Raw genomic sequence first — 17,200 nt, forward strand, 5'->3', positions numbered from 1 at the left:
CCAATTACTATCCCAAAATATAAAACTGATCTCGAATGGATAGGCACTCTTTATGTATGCACTATACCGGCAAGCAACAAGGACACTTTGGCGAGATGTTTCTGCGCCCTAAAGAAAACGTTCTTTGAAATCGGCGAAAATGGCCGTCTATCTGGGATTATTTACGCAAACCATCTGATACAGATCATGTTAACTGCCAAATAAATGGCGTCTTTGATCAGGCGCAACGGCACATAGCAATATGTATAGGTCGAGTAGGATTGATTAGATTTCCCGCGCGATAAAATGGCGCAAAACAAATAAACCGGCGCTTCTGGGCGCCGGTTTCTGCAGGGTTCGTCGGGAATGTCAGATGTCGTAAAAACTGACTAATCAGTCTTCGACCTCAATATCGATCGGCACTCCGGGCATGTTTTTCGCAGTGCGAATCGAAAGTGCCGACTTAACGTGATTGACGTTCTCGGCAACTGTCAGTTCGGTGGTCAGGAATTTCTGATATTCATCCCAGCTGTGCGAGACGATTTTCAGAAGAAAGTCCATTTCACCCGCCACCATGTGGCATTCGCGGACTTCCGGCCAAGCGGCCGCGCGGGCTTCAAACGCACGCAGATCATGTTCTGCCTGGCTGGCAAGCCCGACCATTGCAAACACAGTCACGTTGTAGCCCAGCGCCTGCGCATCCACATCGGCATGATAGCCCTGAATGAAACCGGTTTCCTCGAGTGCGCGCACACGACGCAAACAGGGGGGCGCTGAAATACCTGCACGGCGTGCAAGTTCCACATTGGTCATGCGGCCATCTTCCTGCAGATCGCGCAAAATTCTGCGGTCGATCTTGTCGAGTTTGACCCGTTGCATTTATTCCTCGATTCTGTGCGCGAAACTTACCCCGATTGAAACAATATTACAGCGAGGCAAGTTGCTGGCAATAATATAATCCGCATCAGAATGCAATCTTGTGCTTGGATGCCGTAACTGAAAACGCTGAAAAATCTGCTTTTTGGCCCAAATTTGCGCCATCCCGCACGACCATTCCGATACGCTTCGATGTCACAGTGAAACTACCTGTTTCAAACGTAAAATTTCACCATTCAAAAAACGCGAAACAAGGTGCTCAAACTTTGCGTGAAGCGGTTGCGTCTTGCCCGGACTGCCCATATGTTCGATCTCTGTTTTTACTCATCTCGGACGTATACAAAGAACATGGCCCAGGAACATCAGACCAAAGTCCTCATCATTGGCTCCGGCCCTGCCGGGTACACCGCAGCGATCTATGCCGCGCGCGCGAACCTTGAACCTATGATGGTGATGGGTCTTCAGCCGGGTGGCCAGTTGACGATCACAACTGATGTCGAAAACTATCCGGGTTTTGCCGATGTCATTCAGGGTCCGTGGCTGATGGACCAGATGAAGGCACAGGCCGAGCATGTCGGCACCAAAATGGTGCATGACCTGATCACCGAAGTCGATTTTTCCAAACGTCCGTTCGTCTGCAAGGGCGACTCCGGCGATACCTATATCGCAGACACGGTCATCATCTCGACCGGCGCGCAGGCACGCTGGCTTGGCCTTCCGGGCGAAGAGAAATTCAACGGCCGTGGCGTTTCGGCCTGCGCGACCTGTGATGGTTTCTTCTATCGCAACAAGCCGGTCACAGTTGTCGGTGGTGGCAACACCGCGGTTGAAGAAGCCCTTTATCTTGCCGGTATCTGCTCCAAGGTCACCCTGATCCATCGTCGCGATGAACTGCGTGCGGAAAAAATGCTCCAGGACCGTTTGCTCAAGCATGAAAAGATCGAGGTCGTCTGGGACAGCGTGGTTGAAGACATTCTTGGCGGCGACGGTCCGATGGACGGTGTTGAAGGTGTGCGCGTACGTAATGTCAAAACCGATGCGCTGCTTGATATTCCGGCGGACGGTTTCTTTGTTGCCATCGGCCATGATCCGGCAACGGCTGTGTTCAAAGGCCAGGTCAACATGGATGACGAGAACTATATCCTCGTCAAGCCGGGCAGCACGGTGACCAATATCGAAGGCGTCTTTGCCGCAGGCGACGTAACCGACAAGGTCTATCGTCAGGCGGTGACTGCCGCTGGTATGGGCTGCATGGCCGCCCTTGAGGCAGAAAAATTCATCGCAGAGCAAGAAGCCTGATCTTCTGGCGCAAATGAGCCTAAAGACCAAAGGGGGCGCATCTGGCGTCCCCTTTTTTAATCGTTTCAAACGGCCGCGATCCGGCCAATTGACTGACATTGCGTCGAAAACCGCACCCCGCCATGGACTTTGCAGGAAAATGTCTTCTTGCAGAAAATGTCACAGGCCTCATATTGATTGAATAATCATGCACTTGGTCAAAGCTTGTGATGCACTTAATAGTGTGGAAACCAAATTGGCCATAAAAGAAGAGAACAATTATCAGGGGTCCTGCGCATCGACCGTGCGCTGGCACATCTAGGAGCAGGTCTATGGACTGGGACAAGCTGCGTGTTTTTCACGCTGTTGCCGAAGCCGGGAGCTTCACCCACGCAGGGGAAAACCTTAATCTGAGCCAGTCGGCCGTCAGCCGACAGATCAGCGCACTCGAAGAAAGCGTGAAAGTCCCGCTTTTCCATCGCCATGCGCGTGGCCTGATCCTGACAGAACAGGGCGAGCTGCTGTATCGCACGGCACATGATGTTTTTGCCAAGCTTTCCATGGCAGAAGCCCGCATTCGCGAATCAAAGGAACGGCCAAGCGGTCCGCTCAAGGTCACGACAACCGTTGCCTTCGGTTCGACCTGGCTGACGCCGCGCATCAACGAGTTCCTTGAACGCTATCCGGAAATCGAACTGTCGCTGGTGCTCAATGACGAGGAACTCGACCTTGCCATGCGCGAGGCCGATGTTGCCATCCGCATGCAGCCGCCCCGTCAGGCCGACCTGGTTCAGCGTCAACTCATGACACTGCGCTATCATGTGTTTGCATCGCCGGAATACATCAAGCAGCACGGCATGCCCAAAACACCCGAAGAGCTCAAGGACCATCGCCTGATCATCTATGGCGCGGATGCCCGTCCGCCGGTTTCCAACGTCAACTGGATGATGGCAACCGCACAGCAGTTCAAACCGGACATGCGCCCGATCCTGAAGCTCAACAATATCTATGGCATTTTCCGCGCCACCGAGTCCGGCCTTGGTATTTCGGCACTGCCCGATTACTTGCTGCCAACCAACAGCAATCTGGTCCGCATTTTGCCGGAACTCGAAGGGCCAAGCTTCGATGCCTATTTCGTCTATCCGGAAGAACTGCGGCACTCCAAACGTATCGCGGTGTTCCGTGACTTCCTGATCGAGGAAATTTCAAAGGTCAAGGCAAAGGCCGCGGCAGCCGCCAGCGCCAGTGCCACGACCGAGAAATAGAATTCCGGACATCTTTTATCCGATTCTGCAATAGCCCGGCCCTGCCGGGCTGTTGGCGTTTATGGGGTGTTTTACCAATATCGGGGCACATCAAATATCAGTCATGCCATAATGTCTTAAAATTGCTGACATTTTATTGTCATGCGCCTGACGCATGGTTGACTTGTAGTCATTCTATTTTTGGTCCACCCAAGGATCACTTATATTCATATCATAAGTTGTGAGCATCCGCACAAAGCGAGCCTGCTCCGGCTTCCTGATCTTTGGACGATCCGTCCGCCGGAACGATATCCGGCCTGGAATCTTCAAGAGATTCCCTACGTCTCCCAGACGTAAGCCTCCCTGTTGATCTTGCCGGTAGCTCCCCCGCTACCGGCTTTTTTTTGTGCCCCTGCACAATGAATTATCCCCGCAAACAGTGATCTAGCCAGAAAACTGACGAAACACCCTCGCAAAAATTGCTAAATATCAATAACTTAATGCCATTCTAAACATCCCTGTATATTTATGCAGAAAATGCATGGCTGAAAAAGCAATTTGGCAGTGGTCATTATCGTCAAAAACGCTATCTTCTCCCTCGAACCGCAGCGGAACACTCCGCACCGCGGTACAGAGTTTTCTCCCTGACCGATTATGTCGGTCTTTAGCCGGACGCCCTGTCCGGCTTACCCAGGGCCCTGCGAAGGGTCCTACGTCTCCCAGACGTGAAGCCTCCCTGATAAACTTGCCGGGCACATTTGTTGCCCGGCTTTTTTTTTTGCCTTATCGGCCTCCTAGCATCCTCCCCATTGCACCAGCTCGCACGCAGCTGTGATCAGCCGTCACCCGATCTCGACTTGGCAAGTGCCGCCCTTGGTTTCACTATGGGCAATCAATGTGTCCAATAGGGACACCCATCTGCATGATCGGGACATCGGCTCCATGAAAAGCACGCTGAGCGCCTTCCTGTTTGGCAAGAACGCCAACAGTCACCTGCCAGAGCGCGTCCAGAGCGCGATCGAAAAGCAACAATATGAAAGCGAAAAGCTGATCGGCTGGGTTCAGCTGTTGCTGGTCACGATCTTTGCAAGCCTCTATGCCATCTCCCCCAAAACCGTGATGTCCGATGGCATCCATCCTGTGCCATGGGCATTGGGGTTGTATTACCTGTTTACCCTCAAACGCCTTGCCCTGACCTATCGCAACAAGCTATCGACCTGGTTCCTGACTGCTTCAGTGATCGCCGATATCGGTCTTCTGATGGTCCTGATCTGGAGCTTCCACATCCAGTACATGCAGCCGGCAAGCTTTTATCTCAAAGCACCGACGGTGCTCTATGTCTTCATCTTCATTGCCCTGCGCAGTCTGCGCTTTGATCCGCGCTATATCCTGATAGCTGGCGGGACAGCGGCGGCAGGCTGGATCATCCTGACTGGCTATGTCATCTGGTCGGAGGGCGGCAAAAGCATGATCACGCGTGATTATGTGACCTACCTGACCTCAAACTCGATCCTGATCGGGGCTGAAATTGACAAGATTATTGCCATTTTGCTGGTTACGGCAGTTCTGACCGTCGCTGTGATGCGGGCCAAAAGATCGTTTATCCGGGCTGTCACGGATGAAATTGCCGCCCGCGATCTGTCGCGCTTTGTGTCACCCGAAATTGCCGATCGCATCACCCATGCCGAACAACAGATCCGGCCGGGCGACGGTGAAGCAGTCAACGCGACCGTAATGTTTACCGACATCGAAGGCTTTTCATCAATCGCCGAAAAGCTCGCGCCAAAAGAACTGGCCACCATGCTCAATGAATATTTCACCGAAACCAACGCCGTGATTTCGCATTTCGGTGGCGTCATCACCCAGTTTGAAGGCGATGCGATGCTGATCACCTTTAACGCCGTTACCCCCGATACCGATCATGCACTCAATGCCGTGCGCACCGCCCTTGCCATTCAGGAACTCGCCAATCGGCGCATTTATTCTCATGGTGGGCAATTGAAAACCCGCTGCGGGATCAATTCCGGCGAAATTGTTCTGGGTGCGGTCGGCTCCGAAAGCCGCCTGACCTTTACGGTGCATGGTGACAACGTCAATATCGCATCCCGGCTTGAGGCACTGAACAAGGAGTTCGGCACCTATATCCTTGCAACAGAGGATACAGTCCGTGCGTGCGGCAATCACGACGATATTCCGGCATGGACGCCGCGCGGCGATGTCACGGTGCGCGGACGGGAAAACCCGACAAAAATCTTCTCGCTCACACCAATCAAAATCACCGGTCACACCCCGGCGCAAGACACGGCCCGCCAAACGGCATCGCGCGCCTGAAAATCGTAACCAACGGCACGTCACGGACAAATTAAAAGCCCGGGGAGCTGCAAGCTCGCCCGGGCTTTGGGGACAGATGGTCTTGGGGAGACCTGTCAGATGCGCTGCCTTGCCCGTGGGGTGCATGACGCCTTGGGGGATAAGGGCGTCCGTTCCGGGCCTCGATGCGCCGTGAGGGAGGGGCACGGCATCGAAGTTTTCGCATCCGACAGTTAGGAATATGCCTTTGAAATGCGGCTCAAAATACGGTGTCTGATGACCATTTGGGGGCAAATTGGGGCAATTGCGGCGGCGCTTATATGGGGTGATCTTGCTGCCCCGCCATCCGGACAAAAAAAGTGGGGCGGGATAAAACCCGCCCCAATCTATTCGGGGTCATTCATGGTCTTGGGGAGACCAAGTCAGCCGGGGTATTTCAGGTGGGGGAACAACCTGAAACCATCTGGGCCAGTATCGTGAGGGGGGACAGAGACTGCTGACCACGTCCTCGACTGACAGTTGTGAATATGCCCGGAAATCAAGGCGGGAAAACAGGTCACATTGGGCCATTTCAGGGCGAATTGTGTTCCAATAAAGGCATCTGAAACTCAACCTGTTGATTTCATTGAATTCAACTGTCGCCTAGCAAACCTAAAAGCACCATATCGGCTTTTCTTTTGATCAGTGACACAAGCAAATACCCGGGTTTTTGTCGGGTTTGGATGATGCTGAGCGCCTGAAAACCACGTTGGGGACCCTTAAAAATAACCCCACTTCCAGTAATAGAATTGCCCTATCGCAAACAGTTAGACAATCAATTGGTGTAATTAACAGCTGTCATTCATACTGCCTTCAACACGAAAAAGCAAAAAGCCCGCTTGGATTGAAAGCGGCGAAAGGAGATAAACATGCAGATCGATATCGGCATCAATGAATCCAACCGCACCGCTATCGCCGACGGACTTGGCCGCGTTCTCGCAGACAGCTATGCGCTCTATCTGAAAACGCACAATTTCCACTGGAACGTGACGGGTCCGATGTTCCAGACCCTGCACACCATGTTTGAAGAACAGTACACCGAACTGGCAACCGCGATTGACGAGGTTGCTGAACGCATCCGTTCGCTGGGCGCCTATGCGCCGGCCAGCTTCTCGGCGTATGGCGAACTGACCGCGATCAAGGAAGAAAAAGGCGTGCCCGCCGCCAAAGACATGATTGCGCAACTGGTTGAAGGCCACGAAACCGTGATCAAGACCGCGCGTTCGCTCTATCCGATTTGCGATAGCTCGGATGACGACGCCACCGCAGACCTTCTGACTGCCCGCATTCAGGTCCATGAAAAAACCGCCTGGATGCTGCGCTCCCTGCTAGAAGGCTAAGCACCAACTTTTCGCGTCCCCAACGCAAAACGGCCCGGAACATTCCGGGCCGTTTTTTATATATGTGCGTCACAAGAACACCACACCCTTGCGACGTACGATGCCTATGACCAGGAAAGGAGCAACCCGGTCAGCGGGCTGAAAGCTTATTACTGGCTGTGTTTGGCAATCGCCGCACGTGCAGCCGCAACAATGGCCGCACCATCAACACCCTTGTCGTTCATTTCCGCGATCCAGCGATCAATCACTTCATCGGCCTTTGCGGCGAACTTTGCGGTTTCATCGGCTGAAAGCGTCACCAACTCGCCCGATTTGGCGAAAATCTCTTCACCGCGGGGTTCAATCGCATCCCATGCCTCGCCGATTTCGCGCGCAATGTTCTGGCCGGAGTTATCATCGATAACCTTTTTCAGATCATCCGGCAGGGCTTCATAGCGATCCTTGTTCATCGCAAACATGAAGACCAGCGTGCCAAACCGGACACCCTGATCCCCCTCGATTGCATACTGGGTCATATCCGGGATCTTGAACGGAATGGCGACCTCGTGCGGGATCAACGCACCATCCACGACACCAAGCGACAAGGCCTGCGGCAAATCAGGAACCGGCATGCTGACCGGTTGTGCGCCCCAGCTTTCCAGCATCCAGGCGCCGGTACGCGACGGTGCCCGCAGTTTCATACCTTCGACATCAGCAAGGCTTTCGATCTTTTTCTCGGTGGTGAAGATCGCCTGCCCGGTATGGACATGGATCAGCAACGGCTTGATATCGTCAAAGTCCTGCGACAGGTGCTCTTCATAGATATCCTGAATGGCCATGTTGGTGATGGCCGCACTGCCGGTATGAACAAATGGCAGCTCGAACACTTCACTGCGCGGATAGACACCCGGGGTATAACCAAGTGCACTCCAACCCAGATCAACAGCGCCATCGCGAATATGGCTGTAAAGCTCGGTCGGTTTGCCACCAAGCGCCATCGCCGGATAAATCTCGATCTTGATGCGACCGTCAGATTGTTCCTCGATCCGCTGGGCCCATGGCTCAAGAAACTTGGCCTGTGCCGTTGCCTTTGGCCCCAGCACATGTTCCAAAACGAAGGTAAATTCCGGTTCGGCCTGCGCAGAAAGCGCGCTTGCCAAACAGCCAGCAGCAACTGCTGCCGATACAAACAGGCGTTTAAACATTTTCAACCTCAGACGTTTTCCCTGAAAATGCGCTCAGCACCCCCCGCCCGCTTGGCACGGTTTTGGCGCGGTGTTTCACAGCACTGAGCGTCTCTCTCTTTTGGTAGCGTTCTTTGACCGGTTCGGATCCGGCTTTGTCTTTTTATGCGTTGGTTATTCCGCCGCAGCAGCAAGTGCCCGATCAATCAGACGACGTGCACGCACACCGCCCGCATCAATATTGAAGTTCAAAAGCTTGCGTTCCGGATGGCGCAGCATGTTGGCCTGCTGGCCTTCGACAACTTCAAGATCCTCATAGAACACCTTGGCCTGCGCATCTTTGATGTTCTGGGTCAGCCCGTTATCATCGGTGTCAAAGTTGCGCACCATGCCCCAGTAATAGCGGCACGTGGTTTCTGTTTCCGGCGTCATGCAGTTCACGACAATGCCGGTCACCCCTTTGGATCGGTCGCCCTGTTGCGCACCGGTCCCGGCAAGCGCAACACCGACATCAATCATCACATTGGATGGCAGGGTAAAGGTACAGATCTGCCAGCGGTCGCAGACTTCCTTGGATTTCAGGTTATTGGCCCAGAACGGCGGCGGCACGATGTTTTCCATCCAGCGTTCAACCGTGACGCTTTCGTCATCGGATCGTGTCTGCGGCAGGCTTTCGGTGATTTCAAGCTGACCGATGCTGGACGGATGCACATAAGTCTCGTGGCTCAGATCCATCAGGTTATCGACCAGAAGTTCGTACCCGCATTTCACATCATAAGTCCCGCCGTCAAAGACCCAGCCTTGTTCAGACGCATGCGGGATTTCCGGCACAAGCGCCTCGTCAGCCTTTTCCTTATCGCCGATCCAGACCCAGACAAAGCGATCCTTCTCGACCACCGGGTAGGCGCGCACACAGGCCTCGGGGTGGATGCTTTGCTGGTTGGGCATATGGACGCATGCGCCGTCACCATCAAATTCCAACCCGTGATAGCCACACACAAGGCGGTCACCTTCGACATAACCTTGGCTCAGCGGCAAAAGGCGATGCGGGCAGCTGTCTTCAAGTGCGACCAGTGACCGGTCGGCACGGCGATACAAAACGACATTTTCATTGCAGATCGTACGCGCGACGGGGGTGCGACCAATTTCGCCATCCCAGCCTGCGACGTACCAGAAGTTACGCAGGAACATGTTTCTCTCCCTTGGCGCAAGGCCAATCAAGGTTGCTTGCAGGTGGAATTTTTACCACCAAGATTTCTTGTTATGCTTCTAAGCGTAATCAAATTGGATCCAATTTGGCAAGGTGCTTTTTAAACAATTCGATCTGAACTATGATCGCCCGGCAGTCACAAAAACGGAAACCGGCATGAGCAAACACGGCCAGCGCGTCCTGATCACCTTGCGGAAAATGATCGCCAACGGGGAACTTCCACCGGGCGAACGGGTTGCAGAAATCCCGATTGCTGAACGGCTTGGCGTATCGCGCACACCGGTCCGGATTGCCTTTCGAACCCTCGAACAGGAAGGTCTGCTGCGCAAAGGGGATCGTCGCGGATACACCGTGCGTGCCATCACCCCGACCGAAATAGCCGATGCCATCGAAGTGCGCGGCGTGCTCGAAGGACTTGCTGCCCGCCTTGCCAGTGAACGCGGCATTTCCCTTCCGGCCCGCAGCCATTTGATTGAATGTCTGTCCACGGGTGACGCCTTGTTTTCCAAGGGGTTTCTGACCGATGAAGACATGGAAATCTATCACGATTTCAACATGCGCTTTCACAACACCATCATCGAGGCCAGCCGCAACATCGCCATCGAAGACGCGCTGTCGCGCAATGATCACCTGCCATTTGCATCCGTGTCTTCCATCGCCTTTAACCGCGATGACATGACCGGCGAATTCCGCCGATTCAATTTCAGCCATATGCAACATCACATCATTTTCGATGCCATCGATAACGGCCAGGGCGCGCGCGCAGAAGCCCTGATGCGTGAACATGCAAATGCGGCACTGCGCTATACGCAAATCCTTGGTCCGACACAGGATATGCCCGACAACTTCACCGTCATCGAACGCGAAGATACCGCATAATTCGCCCCGCCTTATATTTTCCGGCCCCATCAGGTTTGACAAAATTGGATCCAATTGGTCTAATCTGGATCCAGTCAAGCCGACAGACAAACACACCTGGAGAAAATCCAGGGGCCTGGGAAGGAAAATCGCCATGCCTGAAGTTACCGTTCAACAGGTCCATGACCTGACCGACCGCATACGCGGTTTTGATCTTGTTGCCGCCAACGGCACAAGCCTGCCGCCCGCCGAACCGGGCGCACATATCAAACTCACCGTCACCGATACAGCCGGCCAGTCTGTTAAACGGTCCTATTCGATCATCAATCCGGGGGAGCCTGATCTGTACCGGATCGCCGTACTGCGCGAAGAAGGTGGCGAGGGCGGGTCCATGTATATGCATCGAAAGGTCAAAACCGGTGATGTACTTGAGATCGACCTGCCGCAAAACGACTTCCCGCTTGTGGATAGTGCGGCCAAAACAATCCTGATTGCCGGCGGCATTGGCATCACGCCTATCCTTGCCATGGCGACCGCGCTCCAACAGGCCGGCAAGGATTTTGTCCTGCATTACGCCAGCCGCAACCACGCCGACATGGCCCTGATGACCGAGGTCCTTGATGCCGCCAACGGGCGATGCGCGCTTTATTTCGACGGTGGCGATGCAAAACGCAGCATGCCGCTCGCCACCATCCTCGGCACGGCTGAGGCCGGCAAGCACGTCTATGTCTGCGGCCCGGGCGGCCTGATTGATGCCGTGCTTGATACCGCACGCCGCAATCGCTGGGCGTCGGAGAATGTTCATTATGAACGCTTCACCACGCCTGCCGCACAGCTTGATGACACCAGTTTCGAAGTTCATCTGGCGCAAAGCGGCCAGACATTCGAAGTGCCGGTTGGCAAATCTGTCCTCGATGTCCTGATCGATGAAGGGATCGATCCGCTTTACGACTGCAAAAAGGGTAATTGCGGGATCTGCACATCTGTTGTGATTTCGCATGATGGCGATCTGTCGCATCGCGACGCCTATCTCAGCGACAGCCAGAAAGCCCAGAACGATCAGATGTGCATTTGCGTCTCCCGCATGCAAAGCAGCGGTCGCCTGACGCTCGACCTCTAAACAAAAACGGCCCGGAACTTCCGGGCCGCTTTCTTGTTAAGTCACCTTCTTCAGGCAAACAGCGGATCAATCAACCGGGCCGCGGCCAGGATCGCCTGATCATGACCGTGTGGCGCCCCGATCATAAGGGCGGTCGGTGCAACCTCGCCCTTGATCTGAACCGGCATCGACATCGCACAGGCATCGACGAGGTTCAGATAACCGGTATTGCGCAGCATCAGCGCATTCAGGTTGTCAAAATCGGCTTCGACCTCGGCAATCTTGGGCGCCATGCGCGGCAAGGTCGGCGCGATCATGACGTCAACATCCGCCATCGCAGTCCCGAACATTGAGACGATATCGGTCCGCTTGGCATAGGCGTCGATCACCTCATCACTTGATAGCGTATCGGCAAACTTCATGCGCGACAAAACGCGCGGATCGCCGACGGTTTCAAGCTTCGCGAAATCCTTGGCATAGATCCGGTGTGCTTCAAACGACACCAGCATCTTATTGAGGATCGCGTTCTTGGCGATGAAATCAAAATCAATCTCGATCAGTTCATGCCCGGCCTCTTTCAGCTTTGCACAAATCATTGCAAAGTCTGCCTTCACCCGGTCATCCAGCCCATCGACAAACGCATTCACCGGCACGCCAATACGAAGCATCCTTTTCGCATCTTCCGGCGGTGTCACGGTGATGTCTGTCAGAACTTCAAACGCACGAATGGCGGTTTCAAGATCGCCTGCCAACGGCCCCGGCGTATCAAAACTCTTGGCGAGCGGATGAATGCCCGCCCCCGGCACCGAAAGGCGGCTTGGCTTGATGCCATAAAGCCCGTTGATCGCCGATGGAATTCGGATCGAGCCACCTGTGTCGGTGCCCAACGCCAGATCCACAATCCCGTGCGCCACGGTCAATCCACCGCCCGATGTTGAGCCACCCGGAATACCCTCTGCATCAAAGATATTGCCCGGCGTGCCGTAATGCGGATTAAGCCCGACACCGGAATAGGCAAATTCGCTCAGCGTCGTTCGGCCAAACGGAATGGCCCCGGCGGCCTTGATCCGACGCACGCATTCGCTGTCGGCCTCGGCTGGCGCACGCCCCTTCAAAAGCTCGGATGCCGCCGTCGTGGCAATGCCCGCCTCGTCATACAGATCCTTGACTGATACCAACATCCCAGCAAGTGCGGCACCGGGATTTTGCGCACAATATTTCTCCGCCTCGGCAGCAGCCTTTAAAATCCGCTCAGAATCAAACTCGGTAAAGATCTTGTCCTTAAGCTCGCCAAGTTGATTGACCTTGTCGATTGCTTGTCTGGCCTTGTCGATCATTGCACCCATCTGGCACCCCGATTTGTTGTTTTGTCGCGATCCGACGGCCCCATTCGATCCGCCCCGCGCATTTGTGTTTCACTGTCATAGGATGGCACCCGTGCCTGATCAAGGATCAGATCGGCAATTTCGCCCGTACAAAACGGGTAGTAACCGGAAATGATCAGGGGTTTCACCCGCTGATCACCGAGCCGTGACTTGCCCAAAGCCGGTTTTCAAAGGACATTTAGAAAACCCGCGCAATTGGAGGACGACATGCTGATACGCCGCAAAAAGGGTTGGGAACTCCCCGAACGAGACGCAACGCCGGAATCGATTTATAAAAACCGCCGCCAATTCCTTAAGGGGATCGCCGCCGGATCGATCGGCGCGACAGCATCAAGTCTCCCGCTGGGCTCTGCATTGGCCCAAGGGTCGGGATCAACTGCCGACCTTTATCCGGTGGATCGCAACCCGGCCTACACGGTCGAACGCGAAATGACCGAAAAGTCCAAGGCGCTGACCTATAACAACTTCTATGAATTCGGATCGCACAAATCGATCTCGCAGGCCGCCCAGGCCATGCGCATCCGCCCCTGGACCGTGGTGATCGACGGGCTGGTTGAAAAACCGATTGAGATCGATTTCGAAGAACTTGTGCGCAAGATGCCGCTCGAAGAACGCGTCTATCGGTTCCGTTGTGTCGAAGCTTGGGCGATGACCGTGCCCTGGTCCGGTTTCCCGATGAAGGCACTGGTTGATTTCGCCAAGCCCCTGTCGGGTGCGAAATATGTCGAAATGGAAACCGCCAGCCAAAAGGACACCATGCCGGGCCTGCGTCAGTTCTGGTATCCGTGGCCCTATATCGAAGGCCTCACGATGGCAGAGGCCACCAATGAACTGACCATGATCGCCACGGGCATTTACGGCGAAGAACTGCCCAAGCAGAACGGTGCACCGCTGCGTCTGGTCACACCGTGGAAATACGGTTTCAAGAACATAAAATCGATCGTGCGCTTCACCTTTACTGACACGCGCCCCAAAAGCTTTTGGGAAGACATCAACGCCGATGAATATGGCTTCTGGGCCAACGTAAATCCGGAAGTCCCGCATCCGCGCTGGTCGCAGGCCTATGAACGTCTTCTGAATAACGGCGAAAGCGTCCCCACCCGGATCTATAACGGCTATGGCGATTATGTTGCCGATATCTACAAGGGCATGGAAAACGAACGGCTGTTTATGTAACCCGCACGCCCATTCCGCCCAAATGCAAAAGCCGGTGTTTTACGACACCGGCTTTTTTCTTGGCGATTCTCTTGGCCATCCGGCACGTTACGAATCAGTATTGGCGTACCGGCCATAGATTTCTTCAAAGGTGCCGTCCTGGCGCATATCGATCAGGTGTTTTTCAAGTACGGTAAAGCTGCCATCGGTGAAAAAGTCCGACCGGCGCGATAGCGCGATGAAAGATGGCTTTCCCTGTAACAACAAATCAGATCGTTTGATCCGAAACGGTCCGAACTTGCGGATATGGGCAACGGCAAGAAGCTCAGGCGCAATCAGTGCATCAATCCGCCCAAGATCAAGCATCCGAAACAACGTCTCGTAATCCGCCGCTTCGACAAACCGGATATAGGGCGCCTCGCTAAATTGCCAGCCATAACTGGCCCCGCGCAGCACCCCGGTCAGTTTGTGCTCAAGATCCTCGATCTCGATCACATTGGCATCCAGTGCGCCGGTATAAATCACCTTCGGCTCGCTCGGCAGGGCTGCGCCGAAATAATACATGTATTGCAAACGATCTTCGGTGCGATTGGGACCAAGCATCAGATCCGCCTGCCCGCTCTCCATCAGGTGCAAGGCACGTTTGAACGGCACCACCTGAAACACAAGATCAATCCCCGCACGTCGCGCAGCTTCGCGCACGACATCAACATAGATGCCGCTATAGACCGGCTCATCGGTTGTTTCGGTCACAATACGATAAGGCGGGGCATCATTGATCGCGACGATCAATGTACGTGCGGCAACCTCGTTGCCAAACCATCCTGCCCCAAGCAGGAACGCCGTGAAGACCAAACTCCAGGCTTTCAAACGCCACATCAAGTCTTCTCCATAGCGATCACACAGCGATCTGTGTTGCTGTTGTTATATGTGATCACGACAAATATTCTCAACGGCGAATGCAACCTGTATTTGTAATTTCTAAGTATCCTAGGCCCCTTTTCTACGGCGCCCTTTGTATTTCGGTTTATTGGCCGATTTTGACCCGGGGCCAACAGTGCCAATGGTGCGCGCCATCGGTCCTGCCTCAGCCAGCCCAAGTTCCTGATCCTCAAGGCGTTTGATCTCGTCACGCAGACGTGCTGCTTCCTCAAACTCAAGGTTCCCGGCCGCATCGCGCATGCGTTTTTCAAGGTCTTCGATATGGGCACGCAGATTATGGCCAACCATGATGTCGCCCGACACCCCGGTATCAACCGTGACGTAATCCTGTTCGGCGACACTTTCGAGGACGTCGTTAATTCGCGACCGCACGGTTTCCGGCGTGATGCCATGTTCCGCGTTATAGGCCATCTGCTTTTCACGCCGGCGGTTGGTTTCGCCAATCGCGTATTCAAGGCTGTCGGTCATTTTGTCGGCATAAAGCAGCACGCGACCTTCAACGTTACGCGCCGCACGGCCAATCGTCTGAACCAGCGAGGTTTTCGACCGCAGGAACCCTTCCTTATCCGCATCCAAAATCGCGACCAGCGCACATTCCGGGATATCAAGGCCTTCGCGCAGAAGGTTAATTCCGACCAAAACGTCAAACACGCCAAGCCGCAAATCACGGATGATCTCGATGCGCTCCAGCGTATCAATATCGGAATGCAGATAACGTACACGTACGCCATGCTCATGCAGGTATTCGGTCAAATCCTCTGCCATGCGCTTGGTCAGGGTGGTAACCAGAACACGCTGGCCCTTGGCGGCACATTGCTTGGCCTCGCCCAGCAAATCATCAACCTGGGTTTCAACCGGACGCACGATACAGACCGGGTCAATCAGGCCCGTCGGGCGAATAACCTGTTCGGCAAACACACCACCCGTGCGTTCCATTTCCCAGTTGCCGGGCGTTGCGGAAACAAACACGCTTTGCGGGCGCATTGCTTCCCATTCCTCAAATTTCAGCGGTCGGTTATCAACGCAACTTGGCAGGCGGAAGCCATGCTCGGCGAGCGTAAATTTGCGATTATAGTCCCCGCGATACATGCCGCCGATTTGCGGCACAGCCACGTGGCTTTCATCGACAAACAGCAAAGCGTTTTCCGGCAAATATTCAAACAGGGTCGGCGGCGGCTCCCCCGGATTACGGCCCGACAGCCAGCGGGAATAGTTTTCAATCCCCTTGCAGTGGCCGACCGTTTCCATCATTTCCAGATCAAAGGTCGTGCGCTGCTCGATCCGCTCGGCCGCTAGCAACTTGCCCTCGGCCTGGAACTGCGCCAGACGGTCTTTAAGCTCCTGCTTGATGCCGGCCATCGCCTGCACCAGCGTCGGACGCGGGGTGACGTGGTGCGAATTTGCATAAACCGTGACCGAGTCCATGGTCGCAAACTTGTGCCCGGTCAGCGGATCAAATTCCGCCAGTTCCTCGACCTCGTCACCGAACATCGAAACCCGCCATGCCCGGTCCTCGGCGTGGGCCGGGAAGATTTCCAGAACATCGCCACGCACCCGGAACGTCCCGCGCGAAAAGGCCGCGTCATTGCGGGTATATTGCAACTCCACCAGACGCTTCATGATGTCGTTGCGATCAACTTCATCCCCGACCGAAATGCGCTGGGTCATCTCAAGATAGGTTTCCACCGCCCCGATACCGTAAATGCACGACACCGATGCCACGATGATACAGTCGTTACGCTCCAAAATCGCACGTGTTGCCGCATGGCGCATCCTGTCGATCTGTTCGTTAATCGAACTGTCTTTTTCGATATAGGTATCAGATCGCGGGATATAGGCTTCGGGCTGGTAATAGTCGTAATAGGATACGAAATACTCGACCGCATTATCCGGGAAGAAATGCTTCATCTCAGCATAAAGCTGGGCCGCCAGCGTTTTGTTGGGCGCCAGAACAAGGGCCGGGCGCTGCGTCTTGGCGATGATGTTTGCCATCGTAAACGTCTTGCCCGACCCGGTCACGCCAAGCAGAACCTGATCGCGCTCGCCCTCATCAATACCCGCCATCAGCTCGGCAATCGCTTGCGGCTGATCACCGGCGGGCTCGTATTCGGTCACCAGTTTGAATTCCCGTGATCCTTCAACAGGCGGGCGACGTTTGGTCAAAAATTCCGGTAGCGCATTCATCGGGCAGATCCCTTTTCATTCCAACCCTAGTTATAGGTCAGATACGCCTGACCGCAAGCCCCCGCCCTGACAGTTCCTGTCAGGAAATGTCAGGAGACGTCAGGATGTAAATCCGGGAACAACGGGTGTTTTGGCACG

The 17,200-nt window shown here is 54.5% G+C and carries 14 protein-coding genes; 7 read left to right on the plus strand and 7 right to left on the minus strand.

The features are described 5' to 3' along the window. Nucleotides 1-372: 372 nt before the first annotated feature. Nucleotides 373-858: an Lrp/AsnC family transcriptional regulator gene (locus AC5Q5A_RS09640; RefSeq protein WP_008889517.1), complete on the minus strand. Its 486-nt coding sequence runs from the start codon at nt 856-858 to the stop codon at nt 373-375. Nucleotides 859-1,203: 345 nt separating this feature from the next. Here AC5Q5A_RS09640 and trxB point away from each other — a divergent pair, with 345 nt between their 5' ends. The 4 genes from trxB to AC5Q5A_RS09660 all read left to right on the plus strand — a co-directional run bounded on the left by trxB (nt 1,204) and on the right by AC5Q5A_RS09660 (nt 7,066). After that, a complete protein-coding gene (gene trxB, locus AC5Q5A_RS09645) occupies nt 1,204-2,154 on the plus strand; it encodes a thioredoxin-disulfide reductase (RefSeq protein ID WP_008889516.1) in 951 nt (316 codons plus the stop codon). 311 nt (nt 2,155-2,465) lie between these two features. Next, nucleotides 2,466-3,398, plus strand: a complete 933-nt coding sequence (locus tag AC5Q5A_RS09650; RefSeq protein WP_063088740.1) for a LysR family transcriptional regulator — start codon at nt 2,466-2,468, stop codon at nt 3,396-3,398. 921 nt (nt 3,399-4,319) lie between these two features. Continuing rightward, a complete protein-coding gene (locus AC5Q5A_RS09655; RefSeq protein ID WP_493895122.1) occupies nt 4,320-5,708 on the plus strand; it encodes an adenylate/guanylate cyclase domain-containing protein in 1,389 nt (462 codons plus the stop codon). A gap of 887 nt (nt 5,709-6,595) precedes the next feature. Next, nucleotides 6,596-7,066 carry a Dps family protein gene (locus AC5Q5A_RS09660; RefSeq protein ID WP_008889506.1) on the plus strand — a complete coding sequence of 157 codons (471 nt, stop codon included), beginning with the start codon at nt 6,596-6,598 and terminating at the stop codon, nt 7,064-7,066. A 149-nt stretch (nt 7,067-7,215) separates the two neighbouring features. Here the strand turns inward: AC5Q5A_RS09660 and AC5Q5A_RS09665 are convergent, their stop codons facing one another. Together AC5Q5A_RS09665 and AC5Q5A_RS09670 are read right to left on the minus strand one after the other, a co-directional pair. Further along, nucleotides 7,216-8,250, minus strand: coding sequence for a TRAP transporter substrate-binding protein (locus tag AC5Q5A_RS09665; RefSeq protein WP_008889505.1), 1,035 nt, complete (start codon nt 8,248-8,250; stop codon nt 7,216-7,218). 153 nt (nt 8,251-8,403) lie between these two features. Continuing rightward, nucleotides 8,404-9,420, minus strand: a complete 1,017-nt coding sequence (locus tag AC5Q5A_RS09670) for an aromatic ring-hydroxylating dioxygenase subunit alpha (RefSeq protein ID WP_493895123.1) — start codon at nt 9,418-9,420, stop codon at nt 8,404-8,406. 175 nt (nt 9,421-9,595) lie between these two features. Between AC5Q5A_RS09670 and AC5Q5A_RS09675 the strand changes: the two genes are divergently transcribed. Together AC5Q5A_RS09675 and AC5Q5A_RS09680 are read left to right on the plus strand one after the other, a co-directional pair. Next, nucleotides 9,596-10,318: a GntR family transcriptional regulator gene (locus AC5Q5A_RS09675; RefSeq protein WP_040822962.1), complete on the plus strand. Its 723-nt coding sequence runs from the start codon at nt 9,596-9,598 to the stop codon at nt 10,316-10,318. 133 nt (nt 10,319-10,451) lie between these two features. Then, on the plus strand, nt 10,452-11,417 hold the full coding sequence (locus AC5Q5A_RS09680) for a PDR/VanB family oxidoreductase (protein WP_493895124.1): 966 nt from the start codon (nt 10,452-10,454) through the stop codon (nt 11,415-11,417). 50 nt (nt 11,418-11,467) lie between these two features. Here the strand turns inward: AC5Q5A_RS09680 and AC5Q5A_RS09685 are convergent, their stop codons facing one another. Both AC5Q5A_RS09685 and AC5Q5A_RS09690 read right to left on the minus strand, forming a co-directional pair. Continuing rightward, a complete protein-coding gene (locus AC5Q5A_RS09685; protein WP_493895125.1) occupies nt 11,468-12,742 on the minus strand; it encodes an amidase in 1,275 nt (424 codons plus the stop codon). Next, a complete protein-coding gene (locus AC5Q5A_RS09690; RefSeq protein WP_493895126.1) occupies nt 12,730-12,909 on the minus strand; it encodes a hypothetical protein in 180 nt (59 codons plus the stop codon). Before AC5Q5A_RS09690 ends, AC5Q5A_RS09685 begins: the two co-directional genes overlap by 13 nt. 79 nt (nt 12,910-12,988) lie before the next feature. Between AC5Q5A_RS09690 and msrP the strand changes: the two genes are divergently transcribed. Continuing rightward, complete coding sequence (msrP, locus tag AC5Q5A_RS09695) at nt 12,989-13,957, plus strand: protein-methionine-sulfoxide reductase catalytic subunit MsrP (protein WP_493895127.1); 969 nt, start codon at nt 12,989-12,991, stop codon at nt 13,955-13,957. Between the two features lie 87 nt (nt 13,958-14,044). On the opposite strand, the gene AC5Q5A_RS09700 is transcribed toward msrP, so the two are convergent. Beyond that, a complete protein-coding gene (locus AC5Q5A_RS09700; RefSeq protein ID WP_493895128.1) occupies nt 14,045-14,815 on the minus strand; it encodes a substrate-binding periplasmic protein in 771 nt (256 codons plus the stop codon). A 111-nt stretch (nt 14,816-14,926) separates the two neighbouring features. Then, nucleotides 14,927-17,062 carry an excinuclease ABC subunit UvrB gene (gene uvrB, locus AC5Q5A_RS09705; protein ID WP_493895129.1) on the minus strand — a complete coding sequence of 712 codons (2,136 nt, stop codon included), beginning with the start codon at nt 17,060-17,062 and terminating at the stop codon, nt 14,927-14,929. Nucleotides 17,063-17,200: the final 138 nt, after the last annotated feature.

Source organism: Thalassospira sp. CA1 (assembly GCF_059052855.1).

Excerpts from the sequence above, each read along its gene's own strand:
- AC5Q5A_RS09640 (WP_008889517.1), bottom strand. The coding sequence starts at position 858 with ATGCAACGGGTCAAACTCGACAAGATCGACCGCAGAATTTTGCGCGAT.
- trxB (WP_008889516.1), top strand. The coding sequence starts at position 1,204 with ATGGCCCAGGAACATCAGACCAAAGTCCTCATCATTGGCTCCGGCCCT.
- AC5Q5A_RS09650 (WP_063088740.1), top strand. The coding sequence starts at position 2,466 with ATGGACTGGGACAAGCTGCGTGTTTTTCACGCTGTTGCCGAAGCCGGG.
- AC5Q5A_RS09655 (WP_493895122.1), top strand. The coding sequence starts at position 4,320 with ATGAAAAGCACGCTGAGCGCCTTCCTGTTTGGCAAGAACGCCAACAGT.
- AC5Q5A_RS09660 (WP_008889506.1), top strand. The coding sequence starts at position 6,596 with ATGCAGATCGATATCGGCATCAATGAATCCAACCGCACCGCTATCGCC.
- AC5Q5A_RS09665 (WP_008889505.1), bottom strand. The coding sequence starts at position 8,250 with ATGTTTAAACGCCTGTTTGTATCGGCAGCAGTTGCTGCTGGCTGTTTG.
- AC5Q5A_RS09670 (WP_493895123.1), bottom strand. The coding sequence starts at position 9,420 with ATGTTCCTGCGTAACTTCTGGTACGTCGCAGGCTGGGATGGCGAAATT.
- AC5Q5A_RS09675 (WP_040822962.1), top strand. The coding sequence starts at position 9,596 with ATGAGCAAACACGGCCAGCGCGTCCTGATCACCTTGCGGAAAATGATC.
- AC5Q5A_RS09680 (WP_493895124.1), top strand. The coding sequence starts at position 10,452 with ATGCCTGAAGTTACCGTTCAACAGGTCCATGACCTGACCGACCGCATA.
- AC5Q5A_RS09685 (WP_493895125.1), bottom strand. The coding sequence starts at position 12,742 with ATGGGTGCAATGATCGACAAGGCCAGACAAGCAATCGACAAGGTCAAT.
- msrP (WP_493895127.1), top strand. The coding sequence starts at position 12,989 with ATGCTGATACGCCGCAAAAAGGGTTGGGAACTCCCCGAACGAGACGCA.
- AC5Q5A_RS09700 (WP_493895128.1), bottom strand. The coding sequence starts at position 14,815 with ATGTGGCGTTTGAAAGCCTGGAGTTTGGTCTTCACGGCGTTCCTGCTT.
- uvrB (WP_493895129.1), bottom strand. The coding sequence starts at position 17,062 with ATGAATGCGCTACCGGAATTTTTGACCAAACGTCGCCCGCCTGTTGAA.